The 14,126-nt window shown below is 64.3% G+C and carries 13 protein-coding genes; 8 read left to right on the plus strand and 5 right to left on the minus strand.

What is annotated here, in order from left to right; translation table 11 throughout:
- The first annotated feature begins 268 nt into the window (after positions 1–268).
- The 5 genes from OKW87_RS02135 (at position 269) to OKW87_RS02155 (ending at position 5,360) form a co-directional block, all read left to right on the plus strand.
- Complete coding sequence (locus OKW87_RS02135; RefSeq protein WP_265541932.1) at positions 269–964, plus strand: response regulator transcription factor; 696 nt, start codon at positions 269–271, stop codon at positions 962–964.
- Complete coding sequence (locus tag OKW87_RS02140) at positions 961–2,292, plus strand: ATP-binding protein (RefSeq protein ID WP_265541933.1); 1,332 nt, start codon at positions 961–963, stop codon at positions 2,290–2,292. Before OKW87_RS02135 ends, OKW87_RS02140 begins: the two co-directional genes overlap by 4 nt.
- A gap of 116 nt (positions 2,293–2,408) precedes the next feature.
- Positions 2,409–3,101 carry a carbonic anhydrase gene (locus OKW87_RS02145; protein WP_265543955.1) on the plus strand — a complete coding sequence of 231 codons (693 nt, stop codon included), beginning with the start codon at positions 2,409–2,411 and terminating at the stop codon, positions 3,099–3,101.
- A gap of 64 nt (positions 3,102–3,165) precedes the next feature.
- Positions 3,166–4,746 carry a SulP family inorganic anion transporter gene (locus OKW87_RS02150; protein ID WP_265541934.1) on the plus strand — a complete coding sequence of 527 codons (1,581 nt, stop codon included), beginning with the start codon at positions 3,166–3,168 and terminating at the stop codon, positions 4,744–4,746.
- Positions 4,743–5,360 carry a carbonic anhydrase gene (locus OKW87_RS02155; protein ID WP_265541936.1) on the plus strand — a complete coding sequence of 206 codons (618 nt, stop codon included), beginning with the start codon at positions 4,743–4,745 and terminating at the stop codon, positions 5,358–5,360. The genes OKW87_RS02150 and OKW87_RS02155 overlap by 4 nt, the downstream gene beginning before the upstream one ends.
- A 126-nt stretch (positions 5,361–5,486) precedes the next feature.
- Here the strand turns inward: OKW87_RS02155 and OKW87_RS02160 are convergent, their stop codons facing one another.
- The 4 genes from OKW87_RS02160 to OKW87_RS02175 form a co-directional block, all read right to left on the minus strand.
- Positions 5,487–7,394 (minus strand): M61 family metallopeptidase, encoded by a 1,908-nt coding sequence (locus tag OKW87_RS02160; protein WP_265541937.1) that lies wholly within the window; start codon positions 7,392–7,394, stop codon positions 5,487–5,489.
- 13 nt (positions 7,395–7,407) lie between these two features.
- Complete coding sequence (locus OKW87_RS02165) at positions 7,408–7,944, minus strand: hypothetical protein (RefSeq protein ID WP_265541938.1); 537 nt, start codon at positions 7,942–7,944, stop codon at positions 7,408–7,410.
- Between the two features lie 13 nt (positions 7,945–7,957).
- Positions 7,958–9,106, minus strand: coding sequence for a zinc-dependent alcohol dehydrogenase (locus tag OKW87_RS02170; protein ID WP_265541940.1), 1,149 nt, complete (start codon positions 9,104–9,106; stop codon positions 7,958–7,960).
- Between the two features lie 86 nt (positions 9,107–9,192).
- A complete protein-coding gene (locus tag OKW87_RS02175) occupies positions 9,193–9,720 on the minus strand; it encodes a DUF4142 domain-containing protein (protein ID WP_265541941.1) in 528 nt (175 codons plus the stop codon).
- 233 nt (positions 9,721–9,953) lie between these two features.
- Here OKW87_RS02175 and OKW87_RS02180 point away from each other — a divergent pair, with 233 nt between their 5' ends.
- On the plus strand, positions 9,954–10,247 hold the full coding sequence (locus tag OKW87_RS02180) for a hypothetical protein (protein ID WP_265541942.1): 294 nt from the start codon (positions 9,954–9,956) through the stop codon (positions 10,245–10,247).
- Here the strand turns inward: OKW87_RS02180 and OKW87_RS02185 are convergent.
- The gene (locus tag OKW87_RS02185) at positions 10,244–10,903 is read right to left on the minus strand and encodes a hypothetical protein (protein ID WP_265541944.1); all 660 of its coding nucleotides are present in this window, start codon (positions 10,901–10,903) and stop codon (positions 10,244–10,246) included. The two genes, OKW87_RS02180 and OKW87_RS02185, sit on opposite strands and share 4 nt — an antisense overlap.
- Positions 10,904–11,096: 193 nt before the next feature.
- Here OKW87_RS02185 and OKW87_RS02190 point away from each other — a divergent pair, with 193 nt between their 5' ends.
- Together OKW87_RS02190 and OKW87_RS02195 are read left to right on the plus strand one after the other, a co-directional pair.
- Entirely contained in the window at positions 11,097–13,370 is a 2,274-nt protein-coding gene (locus OKW87_RS02190) for an ATP-grasp domain-containing protein (RefSeq protein ID WP_265541946.1), read from the plus strand.
- Complete coding sequence (locus OKW87_RS02195) at positions 13,351–14,034, plus strand: hypothetical protein (RefSeq protein ID WP_265541948.1); 684 nt, start codon at positions 13,351–13,353, stop codon at positions 14,032–14,034. The genes OKW87_RS02190 and OKW87_RS02195 overlap by 20 nt, the downstream gene beginning before the upstream one ends.
- Positions 14,035–14,126: the final 92 nt, after the last annotated feature.

Below are 14,126 nucleotides of genomic sequence, written 5' to 3' on the forward strand. Positions count from 1 at the left end.
CCACGGCGCGCGTGAGAACAACGTACCTTAGACACTTCTAATCGAAGCGTATGCTTCTAATCGATGCTCATTGGAGATTAGTCGGTCCATCGACGAGATCCGCCCGGGAGTCTGTCCTGCAAACACTCTGAAAGCGCATCGAGCAGCGGATGCGGCGATCGGGAGGACGGGCCCGCCCTTCGGCATGGTCGAGGGGGGACGGGGGAGGGCTGCGCCCACATGAAGACTCTCCTTGCATGCCGAAGCCGTGAATCGGTATCGGCGCGCGATGATCTTGCTTGTCGAGGACGATCCCGCTCTGCGCGTGCTCACGGCGCGAGCGCTGAAAGAAAACGGCTTTGAAGTGCGGCCCTGCTCGGCCGCGCCCGAAATGTGGCGGGCTATGGACGAGGGAGGCGTCGAGCTGATCCTTCTGGATATCATGCTGCCGGGAACCAGCGGCATCGATCTTTGCCGCCGCATCCGCCGTGATAGCGACGTGCCGATCATCTTCATCAGCGCCAAGGGTAGCGAGACGGATCGGGTCATCGGGCTGGAACTGGGGGCGGACGACTATATCTCGAAACCGTTCGGCACGCGGGAATTGGTCGCCCGCGTCCGGGCCGTGCTGCGTCGTTTCGAATCCGACGGCGCCGGCAGCCCGTCGCTCGGCCTCTATCATTTCGATGGCTGGGTTGCCGATACACGAAGGCACGAGTTGCGCGCGCCCAGCGGCGCCGTGGTGGAGCTGACCGGCGCCGAGTTCGATCTGCTGACCACCTTGCTCGATCAGGCCGGCCGCGTGATCGCCCGCGAGCGGCTGATCGAATTGTCCCGCACGCGCCAGGCCGACGCCACCGATCGCAGCATCGACGTCCTGATCAGCCGATTGCGGCGCAAATTGTCGACCTCCGAGAAGCGCGCGCCGATCGTTACGGTGCGGGGGGTCGGCTATATGCTTAACGCGCCGGTCGAGCGCGAGTGAAGCGGCTGCGCTTCCTCCCGAACGGCATCATCGCACGGCTGTTCGCGATCTTTCTCGTCACGCTGGTCGTCGAGTTCACGATCAGCACGATCATCTACGAACAAGCGAGTGAGTTCTCGGTGCGGAACGACGAGGCGCGGCGCCTGGCCGAGCATCTCGTCATCGCGCGCAGCCTGATTGCAGAACAGCCCTATGACCAGCGCCGCGCGATGGCGGTGGAACTGACGACGGCCCGCTACTTCGTGCAGTGGAGCGCGAACCGCCCCGTATTGCCGAGCAACGGCGAGAGCCGGGATGGGATCAGGGAGCAGATCGTCGCGTGGGAGCCGACGCTGGCCCAAACGAACCTTCAGGCGCAAACCCTGCCTCACAGTGGCTCGACCATCGCGGTCGGATCGCTGCAGCTGCCGCAAGGCGATTGGCTGTTCTTCCGCACCGTCGAGCCCCTGCAGACGACCAGCGCCATCTATGGACGCATCTTCTCGAGCGTGATGACGCTGCTGGCGCTCGTGATCTTGGGCGGGCTCTTCATTCGCCATACGTTGAAACCGGTCCGCTTGCTGACCGAGACGGTCGAGCAATTCGGCCCGGGGCTCGATCGGGCATCGACCGCCAAGGCCCCGAAGGGCTCGGGCGACGTGCAGCGCCTGATGGAGGCGTTCAACGCCATGCAGGAGCGGATCCGGCGGCTGATCGACGAACGGACGCGCGCTTTGGCCGCGGTAAGCCATGATTTGCGTACACCGCTCGCGCGGTTGCGGCTGCGCATCGAGGCAGTGAAGGATCCTGCGCTGCGCCGCGAGGTAGAGGATGATATCGAGGGCATGGAGGCGATGGTGACTTCGCTCCTCACCTTCCTCGGCGGTGACGGCGAGCCGGAATCGCCCCGCCTGATCGATCTGGCCGTACTGTGCGCGAGCATCGTCGATGATTTCAGCGATCATGGACATGAGGTGGGCTATCGGGGCCCCGCGCATCTCGAAATGCGGCTGCGCCCGATCGCGATCCGTCGCGCCGTCGTCAATCTGGTCGAAAACGCAGTCCATTATGGTTCGGATGTCGAGCTGCTGCTTAGCGCAGAGGGGGATGCCGTCCTCATTTGCGTGAGCGACGACGGGCCCGGCATCCCGGACGAGTCGATGATGCTGGTCCGCGAACCGTTCGTGAGGCTCGATCATGCGCGGCAGCGCGACACCAGCGGCTTCGGACTTGGTCTCTCGATCGTCGAGCGCGCGGTGGCCGATGAGGGCGGCAGCCTGACGCTCGTCAACCGGACGGAAGGGGGGCTGGCGGCCACGATCCGGTTGCCGATCGCCGCGAAAACGTAGCGCACCAGAAACACTTCGTTACAATCAGGCGCGGGTACGGAAAGGTCCCGCTCGCTAAATGGCTCTCGAACAGGCGCTTACCGCGCTGCAACATCGAGGGTGAATTTATGTCGGGTATGAACGATGTCGTCGGCCGGGTTTTCGGCTTCGAGACCGAGGTTTTCGCGAACGAGGCGGATCTCTACGGCAAGCTCGCGCACGAGGGGCAGGCGCCCAAGGTGCTCATCATCTCCTGCTCCGACTCGCGCATCGTCCCCGAACAGATCATGCAGGCGCGTCCGGGCGAGCTGTTCGTCATCCGCAATGCGGGGAATATCGTTCCTCCCTTCGCCCAGCAGAATGGCGGCGTCACCGCGACGATCGAATATGCAGTCGCGGCCCTCGGCGTCACGGACGTCGTCATCTGCGGCCATTCGGGCTGCGGCGCGATGGGCGCCTTGACCAATCCCGAGGGCCTCGATGCGCTGCCCAGCGTGCGGGCATGGCTCAACCACAGCCAGGCGGCAAAGGCGGTCGTCGACCATAGCTATCCCGAGCTGGACGGCCCGGCGGCGATCCGCGCGGCGAGCCTCGAAAATGTCGTTGTGCAATTGCAGCATTTGCGCACGCATCCGGCAGTCGCGAGCCGGATCGCCAAGGGTGAACTGACGCTCCATGGCTGGTTCGTCGACATTCACACCGGCGGCATCCTGGCGCTGGACGGCGAGAAGGGCCGCTTCCTGGCGGTCCAGGAAGGGGAGGCGCTGCCGGTCGCACTGTCGCCGGCGCGGCGCCTGGCCGCCGATTTCGTCAGGGTCGAGGCGGCCTGAGCCTCGACCACGCTGAAAAGCCTGGCCCTCGCAAGCGGGCCACCCCAATCGTGAAAGTTCTGGAATGACAAAAGTCCTGCCGTTCTCGGGCTGGAAGCAGGATCTGCCAGCGTCGATCGTCGTCGCGCTGGTGGCGCTTCCACTCTGTCTCGGCGTCGCGCTCGCGTCGGGCGCGCCGCTCTTTTCGGGGCTGATCGCCGGCATCGTCGGCGGTATCGTCGTCGGCTTCCTGTCCAAATCGCCGCTCTCGGTGAGCGGTCCCGCCGCGGGTTTGACGACCATCGTCTTCGCCGCAATCGAACGGCTGCCGAGCTTCGAGGCGTTCCTGCTCGCGGTCGCGCTGGCGGGCATTCTGCAGATGATCTTCTCGCTGTCTCGCGGCGGCGTGCTGGCGGAGTTCGTGCCGTCCTCGGTCATCACCGGCATGCTCGCGGCGATCGGACTCATCCTGATCCTGAAGCAAATCCCCCATGCGATCGGCTATGATGGCGATCCCGGGGGCGATTTCAGCTTCGCCCAGGTCGACGGGTTCAACACGATCAGCGCCATCTTCTACAGTTTCGCGACCCATTTGACTGCCGGGGCGCTGATCATCTCGGCCGCGTCGATGGCCTTCCTGTTCTGGTGGGACGCGAAACGGCCGAAAGACGGGCCGCTGAAACTGCTTCCGGGGCCGCTGGTTGTGGTCGTCGGTGCCGTCGCCCTCAACGCCCTGTTCGGCGTAATCGCTCCGGGGCTGTACCTGCGGGCCGAGCATCTGGTCCAGGTCCCAATCGCCGAAGGATTGGGCGGCTTCCTCCGCCTGTTCACCTTCCCCGACTTCGGGCAGATCGGCAACTCGGCCGTCTGGACCGTGGCAGTCACGCTCGCCATCGTCGCAAGCCTCGAATCGCTACTGAGCGTGAAAGCAGTGGACGAACTCGACACGCGCCGTCGCACTACCGACAAGAATCGCGAGCTGTTCGCGCAGGGCAGCGGCAACCTGATATCCGGCCTGATCGGCGGTCTGCCGGTAACGTCGGTGATCGTTCGCTCCTCGGCGAACGTCGATGCCGGCGCCAACAGCAAGCTATCGACGATGCTGCATGGCTCCTGGCTGTTGTTGTCGGTACTGTTGATCCCGTTCCTGCTGAACCTGATTCCGCTCGCGGTCCTCGCCGCGGTGCTCATCCAGACCGGATATAAGCTCACCAAGCCATCGCTCTACGCCAAGCGTTGGAAACAGGGCCTGACGCAATTCGTACCGTTCGTGGCGACCGTCGCTGCTATCTTGTTCACCGATCTGCTGGTGGGCATCGCCATCGGTCTGGCGATTGGCTTCATGTTCGTTATCGCCCGCAACTTCCGCCCGGCGCTCGTGCTGGTCGATGACGGGCGCGGCAATGTGATGATCCGCGCGCGGCGCAATCTGTACTTCATCCACAAATATGAACTGCAAAAGTGCCTGAACGCGGTTCCGGAGGGATCGAATCTGCTGATCGACCTGTCCGGCACGTCCTACGTAGACCTCGACAATATCGACATCATCAACGCGTTCGTTCGCGGCGCCGACTTCAAGGACATTCGAGTCCTGGTCCGCGGCGATATCGCCGAACGCAGCGCGCCGCTCATCAACGCGCCGCGTAGGGAGCTGGTACATATATGAACGACGAAACCCTGCTGCTGCTGGCCAACAAGGCCTGGGCAACCCAGCTGAAGGACGAGCGGCCCGATTATTTCGTCCGTCAGGCAGCCGATCAGAACCCCAACTTCCTGTGGATCGGCTGTTCCGACAGCCGGGTAGCCCCGGATCAGATCACCAATTCCCCGCCGGGGGTGATGTCGATCCATCGCAACGTCGCCAATCTGGTGCACGAGGATGACGACAATCTGATGGCCGTCCTTCAGATCGCGATCGAAAAGAGCAAGGTCAGCCACATCATCCTGTGCGGACATGACGGCTGCGGCGGCGTCGCCCACGGGATGAACCGTGACGCGACAGGCGCGGTTGCCCACTGGGTGCGCGACGTAGGGGAGCTCAGCGATCGCCACCGCACGGAACTGGAGGTGCTGGGCGAACGCGAGCGGATCGACCGGCTGGTGGAGCTCAACGTCTCCGAGCAGCTCGATCGCCTTTCCCGCTTGCCGATTGTCCGGGCCGCATTTGAACGCGGGCAGGAGGTCATGCTCCACGGCTGGGTTTATTCGCTGACCGACGGCCTGCTGAGAACCGTACGGACGATCGCTGCCACCGACCTCCTCCAAGAGCAGCCGGGATAGCGCACGAAGCGAGTCGGTCGCACTAGAGCCAGCAAGGTGGGCGGACGCGACGCGTTAGCGGCGGGAGCCGCGATGTCCGCACGGGTGCGGCTGCGCTTGATGAGCGGCCGAGGCAGCGACGACAGATCAGCGGGGCGCAAAAATTTCGTCGAGCCGCGCACGCGCACCAGCCACGGGTTCGAGATGCGGGAAGCGATGGCCGCTATGATAGAGGATTGCGATATCGCGCGGCCTCGCCTGCGGTCGCGCCCGCACCCTCAGATGAAGGGGAGCGCCGTCACATGCTGCGTCGATGGCCTTGCCGATCCGGCGCGCGTCATATTCGTCGCCCTGCACTCGTTCGATTCTTGCACCGGAAGTCAGTCCTGCGTGAAACGCCGCGCTGCCCCACATTACCTCCTGTATCGTACCGTCGGCTCCGATGTTGAGGCCGATCGAGAAGCGCATGTCTAGCTGCTGCGCCAAGGCGTCGTATCGCTTGCAAAAATCGTTGCGATAACGGCGATAGACCAGCCGGTAGCCGCCGCGCTCCAGTCCTTCGAGCGGCGCGCCAGGTTTGCGGCTGCGCAGTTCGTGGGTGAGCAGCGACGCCCAGTCATGATCGACGATGCCGCCGAGGGTCCGCACGACGTCGCCGAAATCATAGGTGCGGGTGACCATGCTGCCATCGTCCACCCCGAAGAAGGCGGCGGCGAAATCGTCAAGCGAGCGCGTATCACCAGAGCGCTCGCGGATCAGCGTATCGACTGCGAGCCACAGCAACTGGCCCTCGGAATAATAATCCTCGCTGCGCTGCCAGCTGGGCCAGGGAAGGGGCGCACGGCTGGCGATCACCGGATCGCGCGTCGTATCGGCCATCGTCCGCCACAGGCCGCCGGGCCGCACATCATAGGTGGCGGCGACCTTGGCAAGCGCCTGCAACGCCATGTCGGTCGACCAAAGCCCCGCGCGCGCGGTGAGGACATGCCCCCAATATTGGGTCTGCCCTTCATAGACCCACATCAGGTCGTTGCGGATCGGCTCTTCGAAGCTGGGTGCCCAGGAATCGGCGGCGCGGCGGAACTTGCCATTCCAGCTATGTATGAATTCGTGTGCGAACACGTCGCGCTTGGGGAGATTGGCGTCCCATTCACGGAAATAATCGGGCGGGACGACGATCTCGGCCGAGCGATGATGCTCGACTCCGCCCCCGCCCAGCTCTTCGCTGAGCGCGACAAGAAAGCGGTAGCGATCGTAATGGCGCGATGCGAACAGCTGCGTTGCCTGATCGACGAGCGCGGTCTTGAGCGCCAGTTGCCCGGACGAAGCCTGGAGGTCGGCGCCGTCATGGCCGTACAGGCTCAGCCTCACCGTGCCTTCGCCGTCGAGCGGGATCTCCTGCGCGAAGCGGCCGGCCATTACCGGCGAATCGACCAGAACGTCGAGAGGCACGGGCTCGAACTCGACCGTCGGCCCGTCTTCGGTGCGCGCATCCAGCACAGTCGAGAACATCCACCCTTCGGGCAAGACAAGCGTCGCTCGGATCTGGATGCCGCGCGAATAATAGCCGGCCGGATAGAGCAGCATCCGGCCCCATTGCAGGTTCGACAGATCCGACGTGACGACGACGTCGCCCTGATTGGAAGTCGAGGGAGAGAGGAACTGGAAGTCGACCTCCAGCGCCGCCACGCCACCGGGCACGTCGATATGAAAGGCGTAGACTTCAACCGGATCGCGCCGCCAATCGAGCAGAACTTCCCCGGCCATGATCTGGAGCCCCGCAAACAGCTCGAGCGGATTCTGAGGCGAATGATAGCCCGGCATCCATTTGGGATAGAGCAGGACCATCGGCCCGGGTCCGGCGACCGGGAGCGTCAGATGGCCATGCAGAATGCCGCGATCGGTGTCTGTCGCGTCGATGTTGAGCGCGAGTTGCCCCGGATAGGGCACGTCGCGCGGCTTCGGGATCGGGGGAGATTGCGCATCGGCGCATGGCGGCGCCGCGCCGTTGGAAGGACGGGCGAGTGCGCCGATAAATTCCTCGGACTTCTGCATCTGCGCCGCTCCGTCAGTCGCCCGAAGAAGGCCGCTCGGCCGCCGGTGCGCGACGAGCGATCAGCACGCCTGCGACCAATGCCGAAAGCAGGCCGGCGACGGCGACCTTCTTGGCAAAGCCGGTCTTGTTGAAGGCGAGTTCGGAACGGATGCCCATCTCGGCCGGAATATTGGGGATGCGGGCATGGGCGAGGTCGTCGACCACGCCCTCGACGACATTCACCCGGTCTGCGCCGAGCAGGAGCAGCCAGTGGATCCAGTTGGACTCGCTCCAGCGGAAGGCCAGCCGGCGCATCATTCCGCTGAGCCCGCTCGGCGGGGTTGACGTGCCGACCACTGCGGGCTGGCGGATATGCTCGATCGACTGGAGGATTTCGACAGCGGGTTGCTGGACCGGCGGGCGGACCCAATTCTTTGTCAGTCCCGGATCGTTCGCGCGGTCGCGGATCGGGTAGGTGGGGTCGTTCCGGGGGTCGGCGTCGACGCCCCAGCCGATGATGCCGGAAGTATCCAGCAGATTGCGGCCCTCGCTCTTCACGGGGAGATTCATCGTCCGCTCCTGATCATGCGCCATTGGGAACCAGCACCGGCTTGATGCAGCCGTCCAGCTTGGCCGCGAAGATGTGATAGGCGTCGGCGACATCCTCCAGCGGCACGCGATGCGTGATCATTCCCTTGGGATCGATGTTGCCCAGGCGGACATGCTCGATCAGCCGCGGCAGCAGCCGCTTCACCGACGCCTGGTTGGCGCGGATCGTCAGCCCCTTGTTCACGACATTGCCGACCGGGACCATGTTGCCGGTGGGGCCATAGACGCCGACGATCGAGACGATGCCGCCCTTCTTGACCGAATTGATCGCCCAGTGGAGCGGGATCGCCGAGCCCGCCTCGAGCTTGAGCTTGGTGCCGAACAAGGTGTGGAGGAAATTGCCCTTGGCATCGCCGCCGACGCAGTCGATCGCGACATCGGCGCCGAGCCCGTCGGTCGTCTTCTTCATGAAGACCACGACATCGTCGACCTCCTTGAAGTTATAGACTTCGGCCGGGCAATAGGTCCTCGCAAACTCGAGGCGATAGTCGAGCAGGTCGAACATGATCACGCGGCCCGCGCCGAACAGCCAGGCGCAGCGCGCCGCCATCAGCCCGATCGGTCCCGCGCCGAAGATCACGACGGTGTCGCCCTTCTGGATGCCGCCCATCTCGGCGGCCTGGTACCCGGTCGGTACGACGTCGGTCAGCAGCACCGCATCGTCGGGGTCCATCCAGTCGGGGATCAGCGTGGGGCCGAAATCGGCGTAGGGCACGCGGACATATTCGGCCTGGCCGCCGTCATAGCCGCCTGCAGTGTGCGAATAGCCGTAGATGCCGCCGACCGCAGTCGCCTGGGCATTGGATTCGTGGCAATTGCCGTACAGCCCCTGCTGGCAGAAATGGCATTGTCCACAGGCGATATTGAACGGCACCAGCACATGGTCGCCGACCTTCAGATTCTCGACCTCGGGGCCGAGCTGCTCGACGATCCCGCAGAATTCGTGGCCGAAGGTCATGCCCACCCGCGTATCGGGCACCAAGCCATGATAGAGATGGAGGTCCGAGCCGCAGATGCACGAGCGCGTCACCCGGACGATCGCGTCGCGCGGGTGCAGGAGTTCGGGCATCGGCTTTTCGGTGAGGCGGACGCGATAGGGTCCGCGATAGTCCATCGCCAGCATGCAAGTTCCTCTCACGTCCGCGCAGGGCGACGCCCTTCGATCGACGCGGAAGGCGGCCCGCCGACCATCCCCCGCATCGACGCGACTTAGTTGGCCGAAAGCGTTCGAAGCTGATCGATATGGCGCTGGATGATCGGGACGGCGGCGGTCGCGGTCTGGCGCAGCTGCGGGGTATCGCCGTTCTGCGCATAGTTTCGATGCAAGGCGTGCGCCATGCCGTGCGCGGTGCGCTGTTGCCCCAGATACATCCGGTCGAACGCAGCGCCGGTCGCGGGCTGCAGTTCGTCGAGCATCGCCCGCTGCGGCGGCATCAGCATCGGCGGCGGCGGGGTCATGCCCGCCGCCTGCGCGGCCTGCATCACCTGCTGCGTCGTCATGGTGTGATGGTCGATCATCATCTGCGCGAACTGGCGCACCGCGGGCGATTGTGCGCGCTGGAGCGCCAGCCGCGATGATTCGATCTCATACAGGTCGCTCGATCCAGCCATGGCGACATAGCCCATCGCATCGGTCGGCATCGCGTCGGCGGGCATGTTCGCGCCGCTGTCGGTGTTCATCGGCGCGCAGCCGGCAACAAGCGCAGCGGCGCTCACGCAGATAAGTAGATGTTTCATGAAAAAGCTCCCTCTAGTCCGGCGTAAACAGAGGGCTTCATGAATAGGTTCCAATATTTAACTCAGGTTATTCTCAAATTCTACCTGCAGTCATGGACGCCTCACGCCTTATTTATTGGCCAATCGGCGACGCGCTGAATATTATACTGGATCATTATACCACGTTGGCAATATTACCGGATCGGAACCTTGGCTTCTAGCGCTGGTTAGGGCGCGGTGGCGAGGAAGATTCAATGACCGACAGAAGAACCGGCATGCCGTTGGACGGTAGCGGCGAGGACGACAAGCAGGGTCAGGCGCCCCAGGGGCTGGCCGGCGAACGCACCGAAAATCGTGGGACGCCGCATCCCGAACTGCGCCGCTCCATCGAGACGCAGGCCGGGCCGCTCCTCGTCGAGGAATCGTCTGGCACCGCCTTTGCGGAAGCCAGCGGCGCAATGGAGAAGCATTCCCCCGATCCCGACGCGGACGGACCGGTGCCCGAGGGTTCGGCGCCGGATCGATCGACCGCTCGAGATCCCGCTTAGCCCGCTTTTGCCCATAGGCTCGGCGCCGACGATCGATTCTCGCTGGGGAAGGGAATGCGCCTGCGGAAGGCATCGTCGAACACGCCGTCGACGCGAATGCTGAACGACAGCCCGTCGCTGGCGTCGGCGCCGTGAAACTGGTTCACCGTATCGAACCAGGCCGAGTGTCCTCCAACATAAGCGCGCGCGCCGCTTGGTGGGTCGAGCATGTAGAAGGGCTTGCGCAGATTGGTGCGCATCCAGAGAAATTCGTGGCACAGTTCGGCGCTGTCATGGTCCTTATGCGCCGAGACCGCGCCGCCGCTGGGATCGTACAGGATGAGCATCCGGCCGGTCGCGGCGAAGGGCAGCGTCGCGATGAAATCCATCAGCGGCGCAAAATGCTCGGCTTCGGCGGTGGGCTCCCAGATCTCGGTGCGATCGAGATCGTAATAGTCCTCGGGCTCGCGCGAGCGGGTCAGCTCGATCATCCGCGATCCCGGCCGGTCGGGCGCGTCGTCGTCCAACAGGAACGGCCCGGTATAGAAGTGCCGGTCGTTCGCCGCCGCCAGCCGCTCGCGCAAGCGTTGCGTGATGAACCCATCGAGCGACTTGAGACGTTGCACATCGATGAAGGAGTCGGTGTCCTTGTAGCTGGGATAGTCGGCATCGGTCATCGCCGATGCGCTTAGCCGTTTCGACCGCAGCGGCATTGATTTGAGTTATCTATGTATTTTTGCACAATTTAATCCCGGTTAAAGCGCGATCCAATTTTTCTTTAAATAAGCCGATTGGCTAGTTCATTCGCTGCTGAACGACTGTCTCCGAAGCATCGCTTTGGGAGCGTTTGGCGTCACCTTTGGAACGTCTATGAAAATCTTCGTGAGCGGGCTCTACGCCGGCGGCAATCCCCAGCCCGGCGTGGGCATCGTCCGGTCGCTGCGGCAGGGCTATCCCGACGCGACGATCGTCGGCGTCGAATATTCGAACGGCGTCTCCGGCATCCATTTCGACGAGCTCGATGATCTGTGGATCCAGCGCCCCTGGGGCGAGCTCGACCTCGAAAGCTACGGCCAAAGGGTCCGCGAGGTCCTCGACGCCGGCGGCCTGTGGATTTCGGGCAGCGACCTCGAGGCGATGTGGCTTGCGAGCGTGTTCCCCGATGGTCACGCCAATCTGCTCGCGCCACCGATGGCCGGGATCAAGCGGATCACCAAGCCGGTGGTCGAAGCCGCCTCCGGCCTCCCGGTGCGCATCCCGACCTATCTCTCGACCGAGCATAGCGACTGGGATCTCCACGCTTTCTGCCGCGCGCAGGATTGGCGCGTGTGGCTCAAGGGACCCTATTACGATGCCTCGCGCACCCCGACCTGGGATGCCTTCACCGCGGTGCGCAATGCGCTGAGCAAGGTCTGGTCGACCGAGAAACTCTTCCTCCAGGCGCATGTCAGCGGCTATGAGGAATCGGTCATGCTCTCCGCCTATCAAGGCGAGCTGCTCGGCGCGGTCAGCATGCGCAAGCGCGACGTCACCGCCGAGGGCAAGACCTGGGCGGGCGACGTTTCCGACGTCCCGCCTGAATTCCTCGAGCCGCTGCGGCGGATGGTGCGCGACACCAACTGGACCGGTGGCGGCGAGCTCGAAATGGTGCGTGATGCGTCCGACCAGCTCTGGCTGATCGAGATGAACCCGCGCTTCCCGGCCTGGGTACATGGCGCGACGATCGCCGGCCACAATCTGCCGGCATTGCTGGTGCAGGCCGCCACCGGCGTGCGGGCGCAGCCTGTGCCTGCCCAGTCGGCGGAATTCACCCGCGTCGTCCTCGAAGTGCCGGTGCGCGCCGATTACCCGCTGCCACCGCTCCCCGAGCCGTTCGCGGGCGCGGTCGGCCATTCGATGAAACATCCCTCTGGTCTCACTGCGCTCGCCGCGCGGCTGCACAAGATCGATCCAGACATGCTCGACGTGGCGCTCGCGCCCGAAGGATCGCCGGCGCCCAACGCGGTGTCCGCGCTGCCCGAGACCTATGTCGCCGATATCGGCGCGCAGGATTTCGGCGCGATGCAGACGCCGCAGTATATCTATATGGAAAGCACGGCAGAGGCGCTGTTCGCCAGCGCCGCCGAGCGCGCGCGCCGCCTGAGCACCGACGATGTCGAGGTGATCAGCGGCTATTCGATCAAGACCAACCCCGACAAGCGCCTGATCAAGCTGGCGCTCGACAATGGCTTTTACGCGGAGGCGATCAGCCTGGGCGAAGTCCAGACCGCGCTCGAAGTCGGCTTCCGCCCCGATCAGGTGATCCTCAACGGCCCCGGCAAATGGTGGCCCGAGGGGCTGATGCCACGCGAGACGATGCATGCCGTATTCTGCGACAGCGTCGCCGATCTCGATCGGGTGGTTGCCGCGGTGGAAGCGGGCGAGATGTCGGCCAGGCATATCGGCATCCGCATCCGTACCCCCAACATCACCTCGCGCTTCGGCATTCCGCTCGACAGCCCGACCACCTTCGCCAAGCTGATCGAGGCGGTGAAGCGGCTGCCGACCGACAGCAAGTTCGGCGTGCATTTCCACATGGCGAGCAGCCATGTCGGCGTCGCGCAGTGGTGGCATCTGTTCGAATCGATGCTGCGCTGGTGCCGCTCGATCGAGCGGCTGAGCGGGCGGACGATCGAGATGCTCGATATGGGCGGCGGCTGGTATCCCGACGACTGGCATGCCGACGAAACCTCTAAGATCGCGCATGCCGCCGAACTGGTGCGCGCGATGCTTCCCGCCGTCCGCCAGATCGCGTCCGAGCCCGGCAAGGCGATGGCGCAGCCGTCGATGGCATTGGCAATGCGCGTGCTCGAAATCCAGGAGCACGAGGATGACATGATCGAGGCGGTGGTCGACGCGTCGATCGCCGAAATCCCGATGCACTTCTGGCAGCCGCACCGGATGGTCCGCCAGTGCGGCGAGACCGGCGCGTTGCAGCCGATCGGCCGCGGCAAGACCTATCTGATGGGGCGGCTGTGCATGGAGCACGACATCATCGCCTCCAACGTCCAGCTTCCCGAAGGCACCCGCGCCGGCGACCTTCTGATTTTCTGCGATGCCGGCGGTTATGACAGGAGCATGTCTTATGTATTTGGTCGAGGATAAGGCGAAGCGGGCGGACGTCCGCACCTCCGAGCAGCTTGCCGGCGAAGGCTTCATGCTCGCCACGCCCATCGCATCGCCGGGTGGCAAATGGGAGCATTTTCCCAACAGCCATATCTCGCACCACGGCAAGGCATGTTGCGACATCGCGCACGAATGGCTGATCGCCTATGATTTCGCGCAGTTGAACGGCGGCGACATTCTCTCCGGCCCTCGCTGGATGCGCGAGCATTCGGCCTGGGGTCCTTCGGCCTGGCCGATCCACTGGTGCGAAGCGGTCGACGCCAAGATCGTCGATTGCGGCGTGCATGCCGCGATTGCGCAGGAAGCGTTCGTCGCCCGGGGACTCCGCGCCTTCCGCGCGCAGTTCATCCAGCGCTACAGCGCCGATGCCGCGGCATCCTGGCGCGAGAGCTGGGGCAAGGGCGATGTGTCCGATCACTGGATCGATGGCGACGCGATCTACCATGAAGGCAACGCAGTGGTCGTCGGCGACGATCACGTGAAACTGTGGGACGGATCCGCCGGATGGTGGATCAATCCGCGCGGCGAGGCCGGCTATGGCAGCTTGGCAGCAGTGCGCATCGACGCGCGTGTCGACAGCTTCGCCACAGGTCTGCTCTGGGGCAACCGCCGCATCCCTCTCAACCTGTGGGTCGAGATCTGAGCGGAATCGCCCGCATGTGACGACTTCACACCGGTCGTCCATCGAGCGGCAACTAGAGGCCGACCCAGTCGTCGGGCAGGAGCGCGGCCGAC

Origin of the sequence: Sphingomonas sp. M1-B02, assembly GCF_026167525.1 — a bacterium.
Taxonomy (GTDB): domain Bacteria; phylum Pseudomonadota; class Alphaproteobacteria; order Sphingomonadales; family Sphingomonadaceae; genus Sphingomonas.